The sequence below is a fragment of the Rhizobium sp. A37_96 genome (assembly GCF_053521765.1).
Genome location: NZ_JBNWDS010000004.1, coordinates 236,865 through 257,340, shown reverse-complemented (window position 1 = coordinate 257,340; position 20,476 = coordinate 236,865). Strand labels below are relative to the sequence as shown.

19 protein-coding genes are annotated in these 20,476 nt (G+C 57.5%); 14 read left to right on the top strand and 5 right to left on the bottom strand.

Going from position 1 to position 20,476, the window contains the following annotated elements:
- Window positions 1-16 precede the first annotated feature (16 nt).
- From ACQZ6J_RS15015 to ACQZ6J_RS14980, 8 genes are read left to right on the top strand one after another with little or no spacing between them, the layout of a single operon-like run.
- Window positions 17-1,435 carry an aspartate aminotransferase family protein gene (locus ACQZ6J_RS15015; protein ID WP_163987140.1) on the top strand — a complete coding sequence of 473 codons (1,419 nt, stop codon included), beginning with the start codon at window positions 17-19 and terminating at the stop codon, window positions 1,433-1,435.
- A gap of 4 nt (window positions 1,436-1,439) precedes the next feature.
- Window positions 1,440-2,393 (top strand): arginase family protein, encoded by a 954-nt coding sequence (locus tag ACQZ6J_RS15010; RefSeq protein ID WP_449084637.1) that lies wholly within the window; start codon window positions 1,440-1,442, stop codon window positions 2,391-2,393.
- Window positions 2,390-2,743 carry a DMT family transporter gene (locus tag ACQZ6J_RS15005; RefSeq protein WP_163987138.1) on the top strand — a complete coding sequence of 118 codons (354 nt, stop codon included), beginning with the start codon at window positions 2,390-2,392 and terminating at the stop codon, window positions 2,741-2,743. The genes ACQZ6J_RS15010 and ACQZ6J_RS15005 overlap by 4 nt, the downstream gene beginning before the upstream one ends.
- Window positions 2,740-3,612: a fatty acid desaturase family protein gene (locus ACQZ6J_RS15000; RefSeq protein ID WP_163987137.1), complete on the top strand. Its 873-nt coding sequence runs from the start codon at window positions 2,740-2,742 to the stop codon at window positions 3,610-3,612. The genes ACQZ6J_RS15005 and ACQZ6J_RS15000 overlap by 4 nt, the downstream gene beginning before the upstream one ends.
- Complete coding sequence (locus tag ACQZ6J_RS14995) at window positions 3,602-4,414, top strand: alpha/beta hydrolase (protein ID WP_449084636.1); 813 nt, start codon at window positions 3,602-3,604, stop codon at window positions 4,412-4,414. Before ACQZ6J_RS15000 ends, ACQZ6J_RS14995 begins: the two co-directional genes overlap by 11 nt.
- On the top strand, window positions 4,395-5,543 hold the full coding sequence (locus ACQZ6J_RS14990) for a GNAT family N-acetyltransferase (protein WP_449084635.1): 1,149 nt from the start codon (window positions 4,395-4,397) through the stop codon (window positions 5,541-5,543). Before ACQZ6J_RS14995 ends, ACQZ6J_RS14990 begins: the two co-directional genes overlap by 20 nt.
- Window positions 5,543-5,968 (top strand): EamA family transporter, encoded by a 426-nt coding sequence (locus tag ACQZ6J_RS14985; RefSeq protein WP_204326570.1) that lies wholly within the window; start codon window positions 5,543-5,545, stop codon window positions 5,966-5,968. The genes ACQZ6J_RS14990 and ACQZ6J_RS14985 overlap by 1 nt, the downstream gene beginning before the upstream one ends.
- Window positions 5,968-7,308 carry a class I SAM-dependent methyltransferase gene (locus tag ACQZ6J_RS14980; RefSeq protein ID WP_449084634.1) on the top strand — a complete coding sequence of 447 codons (1,341 nt, stop codon included), beginning with the start codon at window positions 5,968-5,970 and terminating at the stop codon, window positions 7,306-7,308. The genes ACQZ6J_RS14985 and ACQZ6J_RS14980 overlap by 1 nt, the downstream gene beginning before the upstream one ends.
- Here ACQZ6J_RS14980 and ACQZ6J_RS14975 read toward each other — a convergent pair.
- Window positions 7,249-8,097 (bottom strand): MipA/OmpV family protein, encoded by an 849-nt coding sequence (locus ACQZ6J_RS14975; protein ID WP_449084633.1) that lies wholly within the window; start codon window positions 8,095-8,097, stop codon window positions 7,249-7,251. The two genes, ACQZ6J_RS14980 and ACQZ6J_RS14975, sit on opposite strands and share 60 nt — an antisense overlap.
- Window positions 8,098-8,523: 426 nt before the next feature.
- Between ACQZ6J_RS14975 and ACQZ6J_RS14970 the strand changes: the two genes are divergently transcribed.
- A complete protein-coding gene (locus ACQZ6J_RS14970; protein ID WP_449084632.1) occupies window positions 8,524-9,270 on the top strand; it encodes a phosphatase PAP2 family protein in 747 nt (248 codons plus the stop codon).
- Window positions 9,271-9,306: 36 nt separating this feature from the next.
- On the opposite strand, the gene ACQZ6J_RS14965 is transcribed toward ACQZ6J_RS14970, so the two are convergent.
- Window positions 9,307-9,948 carry a DUF1007 family protein gene (locus ACQZ6J_RS14965; protein ID WP_163987132.1) on the bottom strand — a complete coding sequence of 214 codons (642 nt, stop codon included), beginning with the start codon at window positions 9,946-9,948 and terminating at the stop codon, window positions 9,307-9,309.
- Window positions 9,949-10,157: 209 nt separating this feature from the next.
- Entirely contained in the window at window positions 10,158-11,945 is a 1,788-nt protein-coding gene (locus ACQZ6J_RS14960; protein WP_449084631.1) for an ATP-dependent nuclease, read from the bottom strand.
- A 429-nt stretch (window positions 11,946-12,374) separates the two neighbouring features.
- Here ACQZ6J_RS14960 and ACQZ6J_RS14955 point away from each other — a divergent pair, with 429 nt between their 5' ends.
- On the top strand, window positions 12,375-13,826 hold the full coding sequence (locus ACQZ6J_RS14955; protein ID WP_449084630.1) for a tyrosine-type recombinase/integrase: 1,452 nt from the start codon (window positions 12,375-12,377) through the stop codon (window positions 13,824-13,826).
- A gap of 109 nt (window positions 13,827-13,935) precedes the next feature.
- A complete protein-coding gene (locus tag ACQZ6J_RS14950) occupies window positions 13,936-14,514 on the top strand; it encodes an SH3 domain-containing protein (protein ID WP_449084629.1) in 579 nt (192 codons plus the stop codon).
- 828 nt (window positions 14,515-15,342) lie between these two features.
- On the opposite strand, the gene cynS is transcribed toward ACQZ6J_RS14950, so the two are convergent.
- Both cynS and ACQZ6J_RS14940 read right to left on the bottom strand, forming a co-directional pair.
- A complete protein-coding gene (gene cynS / locus ACQZ6J_RS14945) occupies window positions 15,343-15,783 on the bottom strand; it encodes a cyanase (protein ID WP_449084628.1) in 441 nt (146 codons plus the stop codon).
- A gap of 66 nt (window positions 15,784-15,849) precedes the next feature.
- Window positions 15,850-16,692, bottom strand: coding sequence for a formate/nitrite transporter family protein (locus ACQZ6J_RS14940; RefSeq protein WP_449084627.1), 843 nt, complete (start codon window positions 16,690-16,692; stop codon window positions 15,850-15,852).
- Between the two features lie 1,029 nt (window positions 16,693-17,721).
- On the opposite strand from ACQZ6J_RS14940, the gene ACQZ6J_RS14935 reads away from it, so the two are divergent.
- The 3 genes from ACQZ6J_RS14935 to nhaA all read left to right on the top strand — a co-directional run bounded on the left by ACQZ6J_RS14935 (window position 17,722) and on the right by nhaA (window position 20,317).
- The gene (locus tag ACQZ6J_RS14935) at window positions 17,722-18,288 is read left to right on the top strand and encodes a sigma-70 family RNA polymerase sigma factor (protein WP_449084626.1); all 567 of its coding nucleotides are present in this window, start codon (window positions 17,722-17,724) and stop codon (window positions 18,286-18,288) included.
- A complete protein-coding gene (locus ACQZ6J_RS14930) occupies window positions 18,275-18,910 on the top strand; it encodes an NrsF family protein (protein WP_449084625.1) in 636 nt (211 codons plus the stop codon). The genes ACQZ6J_RS14935 and ACQZ6J_RS14930 overlap by 14 nt, the downstream gene beginning before the upstream one ends.
- A gap of 225 nt (window positions 18,911-19,135) precedes the next feature.
- On the top strand, window positions 19,136-20,317 hold the full coding sequence (gene nhaA, locus ACQZ6J_RS14925) for a Na+/H+ antiporter NhaA (protein WP_449084624.1): 1,182 nt from the start codon (window positions 19,136-19,138) through the stop codon (window positions 20,315-20,317).
- The last annotated feature ends 159 nt before the right edge of the window (window positions 20,318-20,476 follow it).

Sequence of the window (20,476 nt, the reverse complement as noted above, 5' to 3'; positions counted from 1 at the left end):
GACCGAGAGGCATTGAATGAAAACGAATGTAGCCGAAGCCTTCAGCGGCGAGACCGAGTCCGTCCGTTCCGAAGAGGAGCTGCGCGCCCTTGAGGAGGCCTATTGCTCCCATGGCGACACGGTTCACTACACGGCCAACCCGAAATTCTTCGAGGAATGCGAAGGCTCCTTCGTCTACGACCGGACCGGCACGCCCTTCCTCGATCTGCAGATGTGGTATTCGGCCGTCAACTTCGGCTACCGCAACGAGCGCCTGAACGAGGCCGCGCATCGCCAGCTCGACCGCCTGCCGCAGGTCGCGTCGCAATATCTGCACCGCGAGAAGGTGGAGCTTGCAGCCCTGATCGCCCAGGATGCCGAGCGCAAGTTCGGCTACAAGGGCCGCGTCCACTTCAACGTCGGCGGCTCGCAGGCCGTCGAGGATTCGTTGAAGCTCGTGCGCAACTACACCGGCGGCAAGAGCCTGATGTTCGCCTTCGAGGGCGGCTATCACGGCCGCACGCTCGGCGCTTCGGCGATCACCTCGAGCTATCGCTACCGCCGCCGCTATGGCCATTTCGGCGACCGGGCGCAGTTCGTCGAGTTCCCCTATCATTTCCGCGGCCCGAAGGGCATGTCGAAGGAAGAATACGGGCATCATTGCGTGCAGAAGTTCGCCCGCCTGTTCGAGAGCGAATATAACGGCGTCTGGGACCCGAAGGCCGGCAAGTCCGAATTTGCCGCCTTCTACATCGAGCCGATCCAGGGCACCGGTGGCTACGTCATTCCGCCGATGAACTTCTTCGTCGAACTCAAGAAGGTGCTGGACGATCACGGCATCCTGCTCGTCGTCGACGAAATCCAGATGGGCGTCTACCGCACCGGCAAGCTCTGGTCGATCGAGCATTTCGGCGTTTCGCCGGATGCGCTGGTCTTCGGCAAGGCGATCACCAACGGCCTCAATCCGCTGTCCGGCGTATGGGCCCGCGAAGAGATGATCAACCCGACCATCTTCCCGCCCGGCTCCACGCATTCGACCTTCGCCAGCAACCCGATGGGAACCGCCGTGGCGCTCGAGACGATGAAGATGCTCGAGGAAGAGGATTTCGGCGCGTCGGTCATGGCCAAGGGCGCCCACTTCCTCGATGGGCTGAAGCAGCTGGAGAAGCGCCACGCCATCGTCGGCGAAGTCGACGGGCTGGGCCTGGCGCTCCGGATGGAGATCTGCAAGGACGACAGCTACACGCCCGACAAGGCGACGATGGACTGGATGTGCGACGAAGGCATGAAGGGCGACATGCAGGTCGGCGGCAAGACCTACGGCCTCGTGCTCGATGTCGGCGGCTACCACAAGAATGTCATCACCTTCGCGCCGAACCTGCTCATCAGCTACGAAGAGATCGACCTGGCGCTTGCGCTCCTCGACCAGCTTCTGACGCGCGCTGCCCGGAGATAAGACCGTGCAGCTGCTGCTTCTCCATCTCGACGACGCATTGGAGTTGCAGCCTGATTTCGTGCGCGCCTGCAAGTTTGCCGGCGCGCACCAGTATTTCGGCAAGAACGAGGGCCGGCAGGTCCGGCTTTGGGGCAAGCAGAGCGCGCTCGACGATCTCGGCCGGGAAATCGTCAGGAACGGGCCTGCGGCGGGCAAGGATCCGCAGCTGTGTTTCATGGGGTCCGGCGACTTCCATCACATCACGGCATTGTTGCTCGAGGGAGCACTGGAGCGGCAGCCCGGTCCCGCCACATTGATCCATTTCGACAACCATCCCGATTGGGTCAAGTTCGACGGCGGCATGCATTGCGGCTCCTGGGTCAACAGGGCCCTTGCCAATCCCAATATCCAGAAGGTCATCACGATCGGCGTCTGCAGCAGCGATCTTCGCAGCCCGGAGCGCAAGGGAGCGAACCTGCACTGGCTCGGGGACGGCAAGCTGGAGCTTTACCCTTACGAACATCCGCCGAGCCGCGTGCTGGCCGACTACGGCAATGGCGCCAGCTATCAGCAGGAAAAGGGCGCGCTGCACTGGAAATCGATCGCGGAGATCGGCGAGGACAATTTCATCGACCGGATGCTCAGCCGCATACGCACCGAGGCCGTCTATGTCACGATCGACAAGGATGTCCTGGCCGCCGACGATGCCGTCACCAATTGGGATCAGGGCCGCATGCGGCTACCCTATCTTCTCGCTCTGATCAGCGAAATCGGCAGCCGTCACCGCATCATCGGCGCCGATGTCATCGGGGATTATTCGACCCCGAACTATGCTGGTAGCCTGCGGACGCAGTTCCTGAAGCGCGCGGAGATCTTCATCGACCAGCCGCGCATGCGCCAGGGCGCGGAAACGACGAGGAACATCAACAGCGCCGCCAATCACGCGCTGCTGGAGGTTCTCGCGGAGTATATGGAATGACCGGCAGCCTGACACTTCCCATGCTTGGGCTCATCCTGTTCTGCGTGCTCGCGGAAACCGCCCGCGAGGTCTGCTTCAAGCAATCGGCCAGCGAAAACGCGCTGCTCGCGGCGCTGGCCAAGCCGGTCACCTGGCTCGGCATTCTGTTCTGGGCCGTCGAGCTTCTCGCCTGGACGGCCGTTCTCGAGCATGTCCCCCTGACCATCGCCTTCCCGCTGATGGCGCTGAGCTACGTCGTCATCGTGTTCGCCGGCGCCGTCATCTTCAAGGAAAATATCAACCTGCGCCATGCAACCGGCGTGTTCCTCGTCACCGCCGGCGTGGCCTGTGTGGGAGTTACAGGATTATGAAAATCTTTGCGCACACCCGATGGGATCTGGCACCGGTTCTGGCCGCCGTCGCCCATCTCGCCTTCGACGTCTACCTGATCGTCGGCTTCGAAAGCCGGCCGCTCTGGCTCTCGGCCGTCCTCGGCTGCCTCTATGCCGTCTCGATCTCCTGGAACATCAACAGCATATCGCACAACTTCATCCATACGCCCTATTTCAAGCCGCGCTGGATGAACTACGCCTTCAGCCTGTTGGAGTCGGTCGCGATCGGCTTCTCGCAGACCTATTATCATTGGGTGCACATGCGCCATCATTCCGGCAACAGCGACCGTCCCAACGAGAAGGGCGAGACCGTCGATCTCCTGTCGATCTATCGTCACGGCCATGACGGCCAGCCGGAAAACGTCTGGTCCTACACGTTCCTGAGCTTCTTCCGCGACAGCCTCGGCGATATCCACAAGGCCATCGCCCGCAATCGCCCCTTCGATGCGGCCTGGGGCCGTTTCGAGCTCTATTTCTTCCTGGGGCTTGCGGCGCTCGCGCTCATCTATGACTGGAAGGCGGTGCTGTTCTTCGTGCCGTTTTACTATATCGGCAACTGCCTGTCGTCGCTGAACGGCTATTACGAGCATCTGAACGGCGATCCGGACGAGCCGATCGCCTGGGGCGTGTCGAGCCACAAGTCCTTCTACAACTGGCTCTGGTTCGGCAACGGCTACCACGCCGAACACCACTATCGCCCGCGTACGCACTGGACGAAGCTCCAGTCCCTGCACGAGCAGATCAAGGAAGAGCAGGAAAAGAACGGCACGCATGTCATCAGCACCTGCCATGCGCTTGGCTTCATGGCCAAGGAAAACCGGCCGTCGGAGCTGTCTCATGAAACATGATGAGCTGAGCTTCTTCATGGAGGGCTCAAACGGCAAAGGCGTCCTTCTGATCCATGGTCTGACGGGCGCCCCTGCCGAGATGAAGCTGGTGGCCCGGCATCTCAACCGCAGGGGCTACAGCATCCATGCGCCGCTGCTGGCCGGTCATGGCGTCGATGCGAAGACGCTGCGCCAGACGCGCTGGGAGGATTGGCTCGGCTCTGTCGTCGAGGCATCGGAACTGCTGGCATCGAGAACGCAGGAGGTCTTTGCCGCCGGCATCTGCGTCGGCGGCAAGCTGGCCATGCTGGCGGCCGAGCAGAAGAAGGCGATCGGCGCGGTGGCGATCTACTCTCCCTGCTTCAGCTACGACGGCTGGGACGTTCCCTTCTACTATCCGCTCCTGGCGTCGCAGATCGGATGGCTATCGCGCATTCCTTTCCTCGATCGCCTGAGCTTCAGCGAGACGACGTCGCTCGGCATCAAGGACGAGCGCATGCGCCGGCTGATCGAGGGCATGGCCAGCGAAGGCGTCCTGGAGAAATTTCCCGGCAAGGGCCTTGTCGAAATGCATCGGCTGGGCAAGGCGCTTCGCGGCATGTTGCCGACCATGCAGACGCCGACGCTGATCCTGCATGCCGAGGACGACGATCTCGCCAGTCCGAAGCACGCCCGCTACATTTCCGAGCATATCGGCGCTCCGCACGAGCTGAAATGGATAGCGGACAGCTATCACATGATCCATGTCGACCGGCAGCATCGCCAGGTGGCCGATTTCACGGCAGATTTCTTCGAGGCCCGCCATGTCGCAGCCGCTGCTTAAAGCGCTGCCGATGCCGGCAGGCAACCCGGTGGCCGAGGTCCATTTCAGCATTCGCGCCATCGGCCGCGATGCGTGGAACGCCTGTTTCCAGGACCAGGTCGAGGACTATGATTGCCTGCTTGCCATCGAGGAGGCTGGTCTCGATGGTTTCGAATGGCGCTATATCACCGTAACGGAAGACGGGCGCGTCTGCGCCGCCATGCCGGCCTTTCTCTGCCTCTATGCCCTCGATACGACGCTGGAAGAGGGGTTCCTGCGCAGGTCCGTGCGCAGCGTGCAGCGCCATTTCCCGAATTTTCTGAAGCTGCGCCTTGCCTGCCTTGGATCGCCCTGCACCGAGACGGGGGCAATCGGCTTTCGTGCCGACGTGTCCGGCGAGCGCCGCAGCGTGTTGCTTGGGGAGTTGCTGTCCTTCTTCGAACAGCTTGCCGCCACAGAGAATTGCGCGCTGGTCGGCCTCAAGGATATTCCCGAGCAGGCTTCGGCGGAGTTTGGCGATCTGTTCGTCGCCCGCGGCTATGCCTCGATCGGCGGGCTCCCGACGGCGTGGCTCGACATCGATTTCAAGACGATCGACGAGTATCTCGCCAAGCTTTCATCCGGCACCCGCAAGGATATGCGCCGCAAGCTGAAATCCTTCGAGCAGGTCAGGGTGGAAATCAGGACGGATTTCGGCGAGTTCCTGCCCGAGGTGATGGCGCTCTATCACGACACCCGCAACCGCAGCGAATGGCAGTTCGAAGAGCTCACCCCCGCATACTTCCAGGGTGTTCTCAGCCGCATGCGCGGTCGCTCCTTCTGCGCCTTCTACTTCGTCGAAGACAAGCTGCTTGCCGCCAATCTGATCGTGCATGACGAACACGTCGCCATCGACAAGTTCTTCTGCATGGATGGCGAAAAGGGGCGACCCTACAACCTCTATTTCCTGAGCTGGTTTACCAACCTGCGCTATTGCCTGGAGCATGGTCTCAACCGCTATCAAAGCGGTCAGGCCTATTATGAGAACAAGGTGCGTCTCGGCAGCAAGCTGACGGGCAATGCGATGTATTTTCGCCATCGCAACCCTTTCTTCCAGAAGTTGCTGCGGCTGGTGTCGCCGCTGTTCTCGACAGACGAGGCGGATGCGTGATGCCGATGCGTTTTTCCTGGCTCGCGGTGCCGGTGCTGAACACCCTGTTCCAGTTCTTCGTCAAGCATGGGGCGGAGCAGCTGAGCGACGGCGGCGCGGAAGGATGGCTCTGGCAGGCGCTGTCGTCATACTGGATCCTGGCGGCGATCGCCGTCGAGGTCGCCTGCTTCTTCATCTGGATGAACGTGCTGGCCGAACTCGACCTCAGCCGCGCCTTTCCGCTTTCCGGCATCAGCTACGTGCTGATTATCGCTACGGGTTGGTTCGTCTTCGGCGAGCGGGTCGTCGCGCTGCAGGTGATCGGCAGCGGATTGATCCTGGCGGGCGTCTGGCTGATCGCGAGCGCCAATGTGGAGACGGAGGATCACGGAGACTGGCACGCCAAGCGTGACGGTCTGCAGAGTGGCGCCGGCAAGGATGGATGATGCCCAGTTCTCACGATGAAAATCGCCGCAACGGCAAAAGCAATGTCCTTTTCTCAGGCCTCGCGGACTGGTGCGTGAAGCGGGCACTGTCGTCCATCGTCACGCGGGGCGCGCTGACCGTGACGACGGCGAGCGGCCGCATCCTCACATTCGGCGACGGCACCGGCGAGCCCGTTCATGTCCGCTTCACCGACGGCCGGGCTGAATGGGCGTTCCTCATCGATGCCGATCTGCGGCTTGGCGAACTCTACATGGACGGCCGTTTCATCGTCGAGCGTGGCACGCTCTACGATTTCGTGGCGATGATGCTGCGGGAGGCGCAGAACAGCACCCACCCGCTCATTGCCCGCATCATCGATCATGCCCGGACCAGGCTGCGGATTTTCCGCCATCGCAATCTGCCTGTTCGATCGAAGGCCAATGTCGCCCATCACTACGATCTCGACGGCCGTCTCTATGAGCTTTTCCTCGATCCCGACCGGCAATATTCCTGTGCCTATTTCGAGCATGCCGGCCAGTCGCTGGAAGACGCGCAGCTTGCCAAGAAACGGCATCTCGCCGCCAAGCTCCTGATCGAGCCGAACGACAGCATTCTCGACATCGGCTGCGGCTGGGGCGGCCTGGCGCTGCACATGGCGGAGCATGCGCCCGGCGGCTATGTGCTTGGCGTCACCCTCTCCGAGGAGCAGCACGACTATGCCTCGAAGCGCGTGGCCGACAAGGTCGGGGGAATGCCGGCCGAAGTTCAGTTCGCGCTGAGGGACTATCGCAGCCTCACCGGCCATTTCGACAGGATCGTCTCGGTCGGCATGTTCGAGCATGTCGGGCTGGCATCCTACCGCACCTTCTTCCGGAAATGCGCCGAGCTGCTCGAGGATGACGGCATCATGGTGCTGCACACCATCGGCTGCTCGGCGACACCCGGCTTCACGACGCCGTGGCTCGACAAATACATCTTTCCCGGCGGCTACATTCCGGCGCTTTCCGAAATCGTGCCCGAGATCGAGGCGGCGGGGCTCGCCATTACCGATGTCGAGGTGCTGCGGCTGCACTACGCCAAGACGCTGGAAAGCTGGCGCGCGCGTTTCATGGCGCGCTGGGACGACGCGGTAAAGCTTTACGACGAGCGCTTCTGCCGGATGTGGGAATACTATCTTTCGACGGCGGAGGCCGCCTTCCGCTACGAGGATCTCGTCGTCTTCCAGATCCAGATGACCAAGCGAAACGACGTCATCCCGCTGACGCGCGGCTACATCGCCGAGAATGAAGCGCGGAGCGCCTCAGAAGTTGATGTTGAACGTTCTGTTCAGCGTGAAGCCGATGATGTTCTGGTCGGGTGAGCCGAACTGCGAGGTGACCGGGCTATCGGCCGCGTCGCCCACCAGGCGGTTGTATTTCTCGTAGACCTGCATGCTCCATTCGGGCGAGATCGTATAGGTCGCCGCCACTGCGAAGCCGACCGATTTCACGCCGGCGCCGGCGTCGAAGGCGCTGACATGGCCATGTTTCACAGCCTCGTTTTCCGAGATACCGAAGTTGGTGCGCATATAGATGGAGTTCGCCATCGACAGGCGAGGTCCGGCGGACAGCAGCCATTTGTCGCCGATGGGCTGAAACCAGTCGAGTGCCAGATCGCCGACCAGGCCATCGCCGCCCCAAAGCGATTGACGCACTTCCGTGCGAAACCGCAGCTGATTTTCCATCAGCCAATACTGGGCAAAGCCACCGGCATCGAAATTCCAGCGCACCCTGCGCTGGCTCTGCAGATGCAGGTCGTTGAGGTCGAAGCGGTCGTCCCGCAGGCCCACTACGGGGCCGACTTCGAGGCCGTGGAGATCGAACAGCTGATAATCGAAATTGTCGTCGGGAGCGCTGTATTCCTGCGCTTCGCCGAGCCGGTGCAAATCGAAGGAAGGCAGGGCGCTGAAGGAATGGTGCTTCGATCCCTCGTAGCTGGGGCCGTACTCCACGGTCGCCCCAAGGGTAACAACCCAGGTATCGGACGAGGATTTCGGGGTGTCTTCCGCTCTGGACGATGCGGGAAACGTAGCCGCTAAGGAGACGGCCAGCAGACCCATTCCGGCAAGCGTCGGCAACCGGGCGGAAAAAGATGTCCCAACACTTAACACTCTGACAACACCCGGTCCCTGATCGCCCTTGCCGCACTACTAGCACAGCTCAAGGTTCCAGAAATAGCAGAAAATTTGAGACCGATCATTGCGCCTGCCTTGCGGCAGAACGGTTTTTGCACCGTTTGCGGAAGCAAGGCGCGGGCACTCCTTTGGTCCATCTGTCGCAACCCCGATATTCGATCTCTTAACGACAATGATGCGGACTATATTCCTCATTCGCCGTTGCCGGCGATTGCGGGAAATGCGCGCAAGGATAGAGATACAACATGTCATGAACCTGAAGCGCCTGCCGCTTCAAACGCGCGGTTTCGGATTTCGTCGCGGTTGGATGCCGCGAATTTTATCCCTAGATAGGCGTTGTCCCGTTTCGGGTTCCGAAGGTGTAAGTAGCGGCATGAAAGCACGAGAAGCGGGTTTCGGCGCATGAAGAATCAGCCATTCGGCAAGTCGGGCATACCTGGATGGCTGAACCGCTATGAGCCTCTGCTGCTCGTGATGTTCGCCGCCCTTTCGGGTGGAATTCTTCTGTTCATCTACCTGACGGGAGAGGTGCTCGAAGGAAGCACGAGGGGCTTCGACGAGGCGATATTGCTGGCGCTTCGCCAGCCTGGAAATCTTTCGGTGCCGATCGGGCCGGGATGGTTGACCCATGCGGTCAAGGACATCACGAGCCTCGGCGGGACGACCGTGCTGGCGTTGATGACGGTTCTGGTGACGATCTATCTGCTGCTGGACCGGCAGCGCGCCATCGCCGTCTTCGTCCTTGCCTCCGTGCTCGGCGGGTGGGGGCTAAGTGCCGCCCTGAAGATCGGTGTCGCGCGGCCGCGGCCGGATATCGTGCCGCATCTGGTCGAGGTTCACGATCTGAGCTTTCCGAGCGGTCATGCGATGGTGTCGGCGGTGACCTATCTGACCCTTGCCGCGCTGATCTCGGGCACCCGCCCCCACCGCTCGACGCGCATCTTCACGGTCGCGGCCGGCATCCTGCTGACATTGATGATCGGAGCGAGCCGGATCTATCTCGGCGTCCATTACCCGACCGATGTTCTCGGCGGCTGGTGCGCCGGCGCGACCTGGGCGCTCGGCTGCTGGATCGTCGCCCGCCGCTTCATAGCGCTTTCCCGAAACGGCAACGGTCCGGCAGGAAGCGATGCCACGCCTTTCGAATGAACCCGGCGTCAGGCTACACGGATCCCCTGCGTGGGGTCAGCACTGGACTTCAAGCCGTGTCGCCACCAGCAGCGAGTAATCCGTGCCCTGCGGGTCGCTGAAGAACATGCTGGTGAGCGCAGCCTGGTTCTCCGCCATGACTTCCTTGGGGTTGGGCCTGACCACCTTGCTCTTGCAGCGCCCGAAGGCCGACCCCGAAGTGGCCATGTCGTTGTCGGTGTTGAAATCGACGGCGGTGTAGAGCGTCTTGTCGTAGATCCCGAAGATCGTGGTTCCCTTGAGGAAGGTCTTCTGCTCCGGCTTCAGCGAAAAGGTGAGGATCAGCGAACCGTCCTTGTAATCGGCCTGGATCGCATCCGGCTTGGCCATGGGCACCGCTTTGCCGTTGCTGGTGACATTCGTATAGTAACCGTATTGCGCAAGCGAATCCCGGACCGTCTTGCCCACCGCCTTGAGCTCGGTCGGCGTCAGCGTCTGATTGTCGCCCTTGTCGAAATCCATCAGTACGGAGGAGGAAAACACCTCGTCGAAGTTCCAGACGTTGCGCAGCTCGCTGATGGAGCCGTCCGGCGCCGCGACGACCTGGAACTTGGCGTCGATGAAGATATGCGGATGGGCGAGCGCGGGAACGGGCAGAAGCGACAGCATCGCAACCAGCAGGGACGTCTTTCTTTTCATGCGAGCCAATACCGCGTTCCGTCGATCGATATGATGGGCAGACCTGAACGTCAAATGAGACTGATTTGAGACCCCGGCCGGGTGGCGCGGTTGCATAGGTATGAGAAGAAAGAAATGCGCTGATCTTGAGCGATTGGCGATCATGATTGATACGTCGGCCAAATCCCGAATCTGACCGCCTCGCTAGCAAATTAGATAATGGTACTAGGCTAAGCCGCCTCAGCATCTCCGACTATCGTCGGGGCGCACATATCTTCGATTTGCTTAATCAGGACCTTTATGTCTTCCGGAATTTCAGCTGGGTGCATGGCTTGTGCGATTTCAGCCGGTGTGACACCGAATACTTGCTTAATTGATCGATGGCCTTTCTGAGTAAGTTCCTTGCCTCTTGCATCAATCATCGCCTGGGCGACATCTCGAGATGGAAAGTCTACCGGAACGACAATGGCATGTTCCGCCATAAACACTGTAACCTCATCCAAAGGTTTTTGGGCGGCCCTTGCGATAGCCTCAGGCCACAGCAAATAGCTTTCAATGTGTCTGCGTCTCCAGACCCGAAGCATCAGATTGACTTCGGCGTTGTTGACCGACTTATCTCGAAGGGTGTTTTTATCGACGTTCTCCAATTCTAGATCGTCGCGATCTCTCAGACTAAGTGCCTTGAGATCGGGAATTTCCGCTTTTAATTGGAGAAAGAGCTGCTTACGTTCGGCACTCCCGCCGGTCCAAGGCCATATCACGAGTCCCTTGGGCCATTCTTTATTCAATGTTGCCGCGAAAATCTTAAGGAGCCTTGCGTCACTGTCATTCTCAACAATTAGCATGCATTTTGATTTTCGTAGGGGATCGATTTTCGGAGCGTAATCACTCCCGAGGCCAATGAACAAACTGATCTTTTGTTCTTCATGCGCTAGATAGCGAGCACTATTTCCGTTGAATGCGAGTACTTTTGTGTGGTCAGCCCATCGTAAAATTTCTGTGCTGTGGGTTGCCATCAAGACCTGCTTTCCCGACATCCCAACGATCTCCTCCAGCGCATCAACTAGTTGGGATTGGAGTGACGGATGTAGGTGAGCGTCTGGCTCATCAAGTAGAAGAGTTTGCACATTCGGGCTAAGCGCAAGGGTGTACACGCTTAGCCACTGTAAAAAGCCGCTACCCTCTGCCATCAAATCGCGAGGTTGGAAGTTTGGGAACCGGGTAAATTTCCTTTCATCCCAAGTTCCTTTGATGCACTTCACGCGAATATAGCTATGGTAGAGCTCATTGAATGGATCTACGTCAAGTTGCGTTCCAAATATGCGAGCCATGGTAGCTTGAAGAATTTCCCATGGGTCCTCTCTTCGCAGCTTCGCAAGATCTGAGTTTTTGATCTTTGTTTTACCGGCCTTTAAGCGCACTCGCTCTCTTTGGTTTGCCTTATACATATCAAGTATCAGATTGCGGATTACCCCACCCGCCAAACCGCGGCCTATCATGCTCCGCCGCTCCGCGCCGGACATCTGGTTTTCACGACTCACGATGCCAGCAAAGGGAGGCAAGTAGGCTACGCTGGGCAACTTGTCGTGTGTCGTGAGATTCGTGTCGGCAGTTTTGATAAACAGGCGGTCGTTGGTCAATGCAAGCGCCAATTTCAGCCGCTTCTCTGCGGCGTTTCTATCGATCCATGTGCACTCAATCGCCAACGAATAACCTTCTTCCCCCGCGATCTGAGATTTTAGATTGGTCCACAGATGTTTCAGACTTGCAACGGCAATAGGAGAAAATTCGTCGTCGGAGAGGCCGAGCCCTTGTCCAGGGAAATTCGGTAGCAAACTTTCTCGTCCCTTCTCCATCTCCAATACGAACCGACAAAACTCCCATACTGCTATTGCCTGCAGCAGAGTAGATTTTCCTGAATTGTTACCGCCAGCGAGAAAGGAAAGCCCTTTTGGATGCAGCTCAATCGTCGTGTTACTAAAACGTTTAAATCTTGTTAGACGAATGCTTTTGATCATGAAATATTCCTGCCTACTCGGAATAGTGGCACTTTCCCAAGAAAGTGCATAGTTCATGATCGCAATTACTAACAAAAGAAGTTGCAGAACATTTAAATACTGCAGGAGCAATCAAAGTGTAATCTTGCGGTAACCGTGTTCAAAAAGCGGCAGTGGCTGCTCGTTATTTTCAGCGCGATAGAAACACAAAAGCCCCGGAAAACCGAGGCTTTGAAGATATTTTAGAAAACTGGAGCGGGCGAAGGGATTCGAACCCTCGACCCCAACCTTGGCAAAGTTGAGTATGTCTTACGCTGTGGTATCCGATAATGCGACATTATAATATTATATCAAATAGTTAAGTTGACTTTGGTGCCAACTAAACGCTACGATATGCTGGGTGTTTTCCATCGTGGTGGTATCTCAGTGGTATCCGGAGGTCGAGTCAAAATGGGCAAACGAAGTGATGTATTGCTGACGAAGCGTGTCGTCGACGGCGCTAAGCCGAAGGACAAACGCTATCACGTATGGGACTGTGACCTGCCCGGATTTGCCCTGCGTGTTGAGCCGACGGGTGTGAAGACGTACGTCATCAAATATCGTGCCAACGGCGGTGGTCGTTCCGCCACTCAACATTGGTTCATGATTGGACGCCATGGCCCCCTGACCGCCGAACAAGCCAGGAAGCTGGCGAAGGCCAAGCTCAGCAGTGTTGTCACCGGCGCAGATCCAATGACCGAACTTCAGGCAAAACGTCGTGAGATGACGATGAACGCTCTCGTCGATCTCTATGAGAAAGAAGGATGCGTCATTCAGCGAGGCAAGCGACAGGGCGAGGCGATGAAACCTCGGACCAAGGCCTATACCATTGCACGCCTTCGCCACCATGTCGTGCCTCTGCTCGGCAATCGCAGGGCGCCGGATATCAACGCCGGTGATATCGAACGGTTCGTGGCCGATGTCACAGCTGGAAAGACGGCACGTGACGATAAGATTGGGCCACGCAAGCGCATTATCGTGCGAGGCGGGGCGGGAGCCGCGCGCAAGGTGGTTCGGGATCTGTCGGCGGTGTTTAGCTTTGCTCTTCGCAACGAAATCGTCGCACGCAATCCGTGCGAGAATGCTGCCATACGCAAGACGGATAATCAGAGGACGCGATATCTCACCTTGGAAGAGATTACGCGCCTGGGTGCGGCTCTGGACGAGTTAGAGATGGAGGGCGTGAACCGCAAGGCAGTCAACATAGCCCGCCTCTGGGTTCTGACAGGTTGCCGGCGTGACGAGATTGCCGGGCTCAAATGGTCTGAGGTTAATCTGTCGGAGGGTTTGCTCGAACTGGACGAAAGCAAGACTGGGAAGTCCATCCGTCCCCTCGGTGCCGCAGCCGTGGCTTTGCTAGGCTCCCTGCCGCGAGAAGAGAACAAGCATTTCGTGTTTCCGGCCGAGCGCGGTGATGGTTACTTCCAGGGCACCAAATCGGTTTGGTTTAAGGCGCTCAAGAAGGCTCAGCTTTCAGGCATCACGCCACATACCCTCAGGCATACGATTGGTTCGACTGCCATTTCGAGTGGCGAGGCGCTTGCCCTGACTGGCGCGATCCTTGGCCACTCAAACCCACGTTCCACCGCTATATATGCGCATGTGCAGAATGATCCGTCTCGCCGTGCGGCCAATCGTGTGACCAAGAAGATTGCCGATGCGCTTGCGGGCAACGTTGCAAATCGCAGTGCCCGGCTGAGGAAGGCAACGGACAATGCTTCACCACTCCAGCCTAATGCTTTACGTCGAACCTTCGTACGGCGTCTCGTAGCAGAGGGTATCGACGTTGCGCGAGCTGAAGCGATCGTCGTTGAATCAATGGTTGGTCTGCAACGGAAGAAAAGCTCACTGAGTCCTTCTTAACTCTCTGGTAAGCTTCCTGGGTGCCTATCTTCTCACAGGAACACCTCCTCAATCCACCAATCCCCGTTTTGGTAACAGCTTGGGGTGCGAAAGAACTCGGCAGCATTCAATGAGAGCCAAGCATTCCGAACACCACGGTCGCTGGAAGATCTTGCTATCGATTTGCTTCTTTGCGATAGCGCTGCCTTATACAGCGACAATCGCCAATGCCTTACCAAAAGCACAGGCTTTGCCGATAGGTTGGAAAAAAGGCCGAGAGACGGGCCTGCCGATTCCACGCTTCGTATCGTTGAAGGCCAGGAACGCACGAATGCGAGTCGGTCCTTCCTTCGACTATGCGGCAAAATGGGTTTATGTTGCGCCTGGATTGCCTATGGAAATCATCGAAGAGTACGGCAACTGGCGTGAAGTCAGGGATTCCGATGGCATTTCCGGTTGGATGCATCGCTCGCTTTTGTCCGGCCAGCGAACCGCGATGATCGGACCTTGGGAAAAAACTGATATTCCTTTGTATTCATCGGCGAACTCGAGATCCGAAGTGGAAGCACTTTTAGAAGCGCGCGTCCGCATGAGCATAAAGTCTTGCAGAAACCAATGGTGCTTTGTCGCGGTCCACAATCAAGACACATCAGGCTATGTGAAAGAGTCAAGCCTTTGGGGTGTCTATCCGACAGAACTTGTGAATTGACCTCCCATGGACGGCTGGCACCAGGTTGCGCGCGCCAAGCAAATCGTCTGTCTTCGGCGCAAAACGGCAATCATCACCGACGTCGGCGGCAAATTGATCTCGCTCTTAATAGTCTTCTGAGCATTCGCCACCGAGATCGATCCCAATTTTGCGATGTGCGGTGAGTACACACCGCGGCTCTTCGGCTTTCGCGGAAGTGCAAGGTTGGGAGAGGCTTCTTGCTATCGGCTCAACTGCAAAAATCTCGTTCATCCTCCTTGGGGGCAAGCAATGGGTATCCCAATGTGTAGCATACGAGACGAAATTATCTACAAAACCTAGCATGGCTTTGATAGCGATGCGGCTCCAGTAGGGCCATGCCGTCGGCGAATTACCGGAATATAATTTGTAATTTGGTGGCGCATCTGTCGCAATGATTCTGGCCGGACATGATGATCGGCCTGGGGCTCGCAGCGGCCATACCCCCAGCGCCGTAGCGAGCCCCTCTTTTGATAAGCAAAGTAGAGCGCGATCGACCGCACTAAAATACAACGCGATCTATTCGTTCCGAAGTTACGATATTGAAGCCCGACTGTGCGGGCGGCCGATCAGTTAGAATAGCTCCAAAGCCTCGGCCAACGATCACAACTGATGAACTTTGCAGCTATTCTTCAGTACTAGGCGGCGTGGCTCCATGAGATAGTGGTTGCATTCGGGTATTTTGCGATGTGGCAGGAGACATTTTCCGACAATTGAGCGCTCTCCTTTGGTTTTGCGATAATTGCGAGTTTCATGGTCAACTGCGATGTCCTTTGCGCCCATAACGCAAGCCCGCCGGCGCTTTCGAAGTTACCAGCGATTGTAGGGGAGAAATTTCCCGCTCATTCTGATTTCGATCCGGTCTCCTTTGGGATTGGGAACTTTCTCAACGCTCATGTCGAAGTCGATGGCACTCATGATGCCGTCGCCACCCTTTTCCTGAATCAGCGCCTTGAGCGTCTCGCCGTAAACACCGATGATTTCATAAAACCGATAAATGCAGGGATCCGTGGGTATTTGCTGACTGAATATCTTTGTTGGAAACTCGGAGAGCACAATGGCTGCTTCCTGGGGCAACCCCAATGTTTCCACCAGTCGATCTGCCTTGTCGCGCGGCAATGAATTCATGCCAAGGCATGCCGATGTGGTGAAAACATCCGACAGATCGATGGCTTCAGCGATCTCGGCCCAAGTCAAGCCGCTGGATCGCTTTCGTTCAATAATCATTTCAGTTACGTCGACTTTGTTCATGACCCGCCTCGTTGTTCCACGTATGGGAGATAGGTTCCGAACGATCCGGAACCTCAGGATGCCGGGTTACTCGGCTGCGGCCAGGGTCGCCGTCTTGATCTGTGGCTGACGCTTTGCGGCCGTGCGAGCGTGTGTTGCGTAAAGCGTCAGGCCAACAAATGTAATGCCGCCAACCAGATTGCCCACCACTGTGGGGATCTCGTTCCAAACGAAGTAGTCCCTAATGGAGAAGTTTCCGCCCAGCATGAGACCAGAGGGAAAGAGGAACATGTTCACGACGGAATGCTCAAACCCCATATAGAAGAAGAGCATGATCGGCATCCACATCCCGATCACCTTGCCGGACACCGAGGTCGACATCATCGCGGCCACGACGCCAGTTGAGACCATCCAGTTACAGAGTACGCCACGAATGAAAAGCGTCAGCATACCGCCGGCGCCATGTGCTGCGTAGCCCACTGTACGGCCTTCTCCGATGTGACCGATCGCCTGTCCGACCGCATTTGGTTCTGTAGTGAAGCCAAAGGTAAACACGATAGCCATCATCGCAGCCACGGTCAGCGCACCAGCAAAATTACCCAGGAAAACAAGTCCCCAGTTGCGCAGTACCCCGCCAACCGTGACGCCAGGCCGCTTATCAATCAGTGCAAGCGGCGCAAGCGTGAATACCCCCGTCAGAAGATCAAATCCCATCAGATAAAGCAGGCAAAAACCGACCGGGAAAAGAACTGCGCCGGCCAGCGGCTGTCCTGTCTGGACATTGATGGTGACCGCGAAAACGGCGGCCAATGCAAGGATTGCCCCCGCCATATACCCGCGGATCAGAGTGTCTCGCGTTGACATAAATACTTTGGACTCGCCGGCATCGATCATTTTTGCGACGAAGTCAGTTGGTGCAACATAGGCCATTTGGGTTCCCCTTGCTGTTGTTACTCGCGACCCGAGGGAGCGTTGCCGTCGGCAATTTGAGCACAAAAAAAACGCCGCATGGAGCTTGCGTCCGCGGAAAGAAATTTCCGGACTGCAAAAACCTTGCGACGTCAGTGTCTTTGTAGGCGCTTATCGCGCGCCTATTCATCCAGATCTCCATTGATCCGGACACTCTACAACAAGCAAACTGCGTGCCAGTTTAAAGGATGGGCTCTAGAGGATTGTTTTTAAGCATGAATGACGTGCTTTTGATTTCGGCCGATTTTGATCTATGCCGATAACAGCTCAAGAAATAAGCTCCCATTGTCGTCCGGATGCACGGTCCCGACGAGCCAATTCCATGTGTTTGCAGTCAACAATTCAAAAAAAGATGCCCCGCATCAATACGGGGCAAACTAAGAGCGGAACCCTTCGAAAAACGGGGGAAGGGCCTAAGTTCATTACACCACAGAGTGTCTATTTCCACAAGACTCGGGGAACTCCGCCTATCGTGCGGTTTCGTGCCGGACCCCACAATCGTACCATCACGGACTCTCGCGCAAGCAGGCAGAGTGACACAGATGCTGCCACCGACCGAACATCTGCATGATCAGGCCTGGCTGAACACTACCGCGGACGAGAATTCCAGGTTTCGATGGAAGCATTTTGCAATCGACAGGCGGGGTTGGCCGTTTGCCCAATCTTACGTCGTCTTAAGCCTTCTACGACTCTGCTCCGTGACCATGACGGTCGGGTCCAGCATACCCCTTGGACGATGCTCTTGATGCGATCTGAGAAATGCCAAAGCGAGATCAGAGGGCGGGGCGAGCCACGGCTGGCTTGCTTTGTGGGCAACTGAGCAGTGACGGCGGGTGTTACAAGGGCCTGTTCGATTTTTTCGCATGCGCCCTTGCCGTTTGCGCGCTTGCAAGCGAAAAACCTGAACACAAGGATGTTTGTGACTTTCGCAAAATTTTTATACCGGCGCGGTAACAAAATCGTGTGCCTATCCGTAGAGGACTATGTTGGGTGAAACATTCGGCGCGTGAGGAAGAATGGGCAGGCTGGATGCGCAGCGCCGTGGAAGGCGACAAGCGGGCCTATCATCGCTTTCTTTCCACCGTGACGCCCCATCTGCGCGCCATCGCACGGCGGCGTTGCGATCAGTTCGGCGCACCGGTGAGTGACGTGGAAGATGTGGTTCAGGAAGTTCTGCTCGCCGTCCACTTGAAGCGCGGAACGTGGGATCCGGTGCGTCCAATCGGACCATGGCTGTCAATGATCGTCCGCAATAAGCTGATCGACAGCCTGCGCCGCCGGGGCCGTCATGTCGATGTGCCGATCGACGACGTGATGACAACGTTGGAGGCCAGCGAGCAAGCCGGCAGTTTGGATCGGCTTGAGGCTGAGCATATGCTGCAGCGTCTGAGGGATCCGCAACGCGATATCGTCCGTTCCATTTCTATCGAAGGGGCGGAGATACGTGAAACGGCCGTGCGGCTGAAGATGACCGAAGGTGCGGTTCGCGTCGCATTGCATCGCGCGCTGAAGTCGCTGGCAGCCTCATACCGGAGTGAGATGAGTGAAGACCAATGACCTGATCAGTTTGCTTGCGGAAGACGCGCCTGTCCGGTCCCTTCTTGGGCCGATGCTCCTGCGCGCGCTTCTTGCCGGGATCATCATCTCCGCCCTTTTGCTGCTTGCGACCGTCGGCGTCCGCCGCGACATGGCAAGCGCCATAGAAACAGCGCGGGTCCTCTTCAAGATATTCACAACACTGGCGCTCGCTGTCACGAGCTGTGGCTTGGTCTTTCGTATTGGCCGGCCCGGCGTACCACTCAAACTCTCGGCGCTCTGCCTGCTCATCCCGCTACTACTGCTGATTGGGGGCGTCGCAACCGAATTGACCGTCATCCCGGAAGGTGCCTGGCGCGCAGCGCTGCTTGGTCGCAATGCGGGCTTCTGCCTGTTCTTCGTCCCAGTGTTGTCGCTGGCTCCACTTTCAGGTTTTCTCTGGGCGCTCAAAAACGGCGCGCCAGCGCATCCCGCGCTCGGCGGTGCCATTGCCGGCCTTGCCTCCGCGGGGCTGGCAACCGCGCTTTACGCCTGGCATTGCCCGGACGACAGCCCGCTCTTCTTGGCGACCTGGTATACGACGGCAACAGCCGCAGTCACCGCTCTTGGCGCAGTCGTGGGATCGCGATATCTGAGGTGGTAGAGGAACGTAACGCGTGTCGAGTTGCCGCTTTTATCGGTTCGGACGCCGCCATCCATGCACGATATCGACGTTTGATTTACTGCTCATCGAGTTTGCTCACGAAGAGGTAGCAAAGATCGCTTCATTGCTTATAGTATGCGCTTAAATGGTCGTGTGCTGCGTGCGACAGGGTTCAATCAGCCATCAACGGAGACTAAGGAAACCTCTTTCGAGAAATGAACAGCCATGTCCAAAATCCTGCCTGTCGGACGTATAAACTCTACGCTCAGGCAGTTTCTCGATAGCGAGGCATCCGGCGGACTTGTCTTGATGTTCGTGGCAGCATTGGCAATCGCGACGGCGAATTCATCGCTGGCCTCCAGCTACTTCTCCACCCTTCATGCCCATATCGGCCCGCTCAGCATCCTGCACTGGATCAATGATGCTCTGATGGCGATCTTCTTTCTGCTGGTTGGCCTTGAGATTAAGCGAGAAATGCTCGACGGGCAGCTCTCCTCGTGGAGCAGGCGTATCCTCCCTGGCGTCGCTGCGGCCGGCGGAATGCTGGTGCCGGCCGGGATATATGTCGCGGTCAACAGCGGCACCCCTGATACTCTTCGAGGCTGGGCAATACCAACGGCGACCGATATTGCTTTTGCCCTCGGCGTCTTATCACTTCTGGGGTCTCGCGTCCCTGCATCGCTCAAGGTCTTCCTGGCCGCACTCGCCATCATCGACGATCTTGGCGCGGTCATTGTTATCGCCTTGTTCTATAATACCGGCATCTCAATACCCGATTTAATCGGCGCTATGCTCGTCCTTCTCATCCTGTTCGTGCTCAACCGCCGCAAGACCAATTCGCTCGTGCCCTATCTGCTGTTGGGGGCTGTGCTTTGGGTCTTTGTCCTGCGGTCCGGGATCCACGCAACATTGGCCGGCGTATTGCTCGCGCTTTTCATCCCCATCACCGTCACGCGCGGGAAACCAGAAGCAACTGATGACGCATCGCCCTTGCATCGCCTCGAGCACCTTCTCGCGAAGCCAGTGGCATTCGTGATCGTGCCAATATTCGGTTTTACGAATGCCGGCGTATCGTTTCAGGGAATTTCGCCCACAGTGATGGTTGAGCCGGTCACGCTTGGCGTTGGACTGGGCCTGATCTTGGGAAAGGTGACGGGTGTGTTTGGCGCTGTGCTTTTGATGGTCAAGCTCAAGCTTGCCGATCGTCCGGCTGGTGCCAGTTGGGGACAGGTCCTCGGTGTTTCCTTGCTTTGCGGGATCGGCTTCACGATGAGCCTGTTCATCGGCCTGCTTGCTTTTAATGATCCCCTGTTCCAGGATCGCGTCAAGATTGGCATTCTTGCGGGTTCACTTACCGCCGGCGTGCTTGGTTACATAGGACTTCGCTGGGCGGCGCGCCGCGAATAACACTTCGGCTCGGAAGACCGAGGAGGAGAGGCGCAGCCAGGTCGAGCAATGAGCACCTTTCTCTCAGGTGGCCAAGCTTGATGGCGATTTTCTCCAGTTGCCACATGGCCGCAACCCTCCATCACTTGGCAACTGAAATAACGGCGCAGATATTGCCCT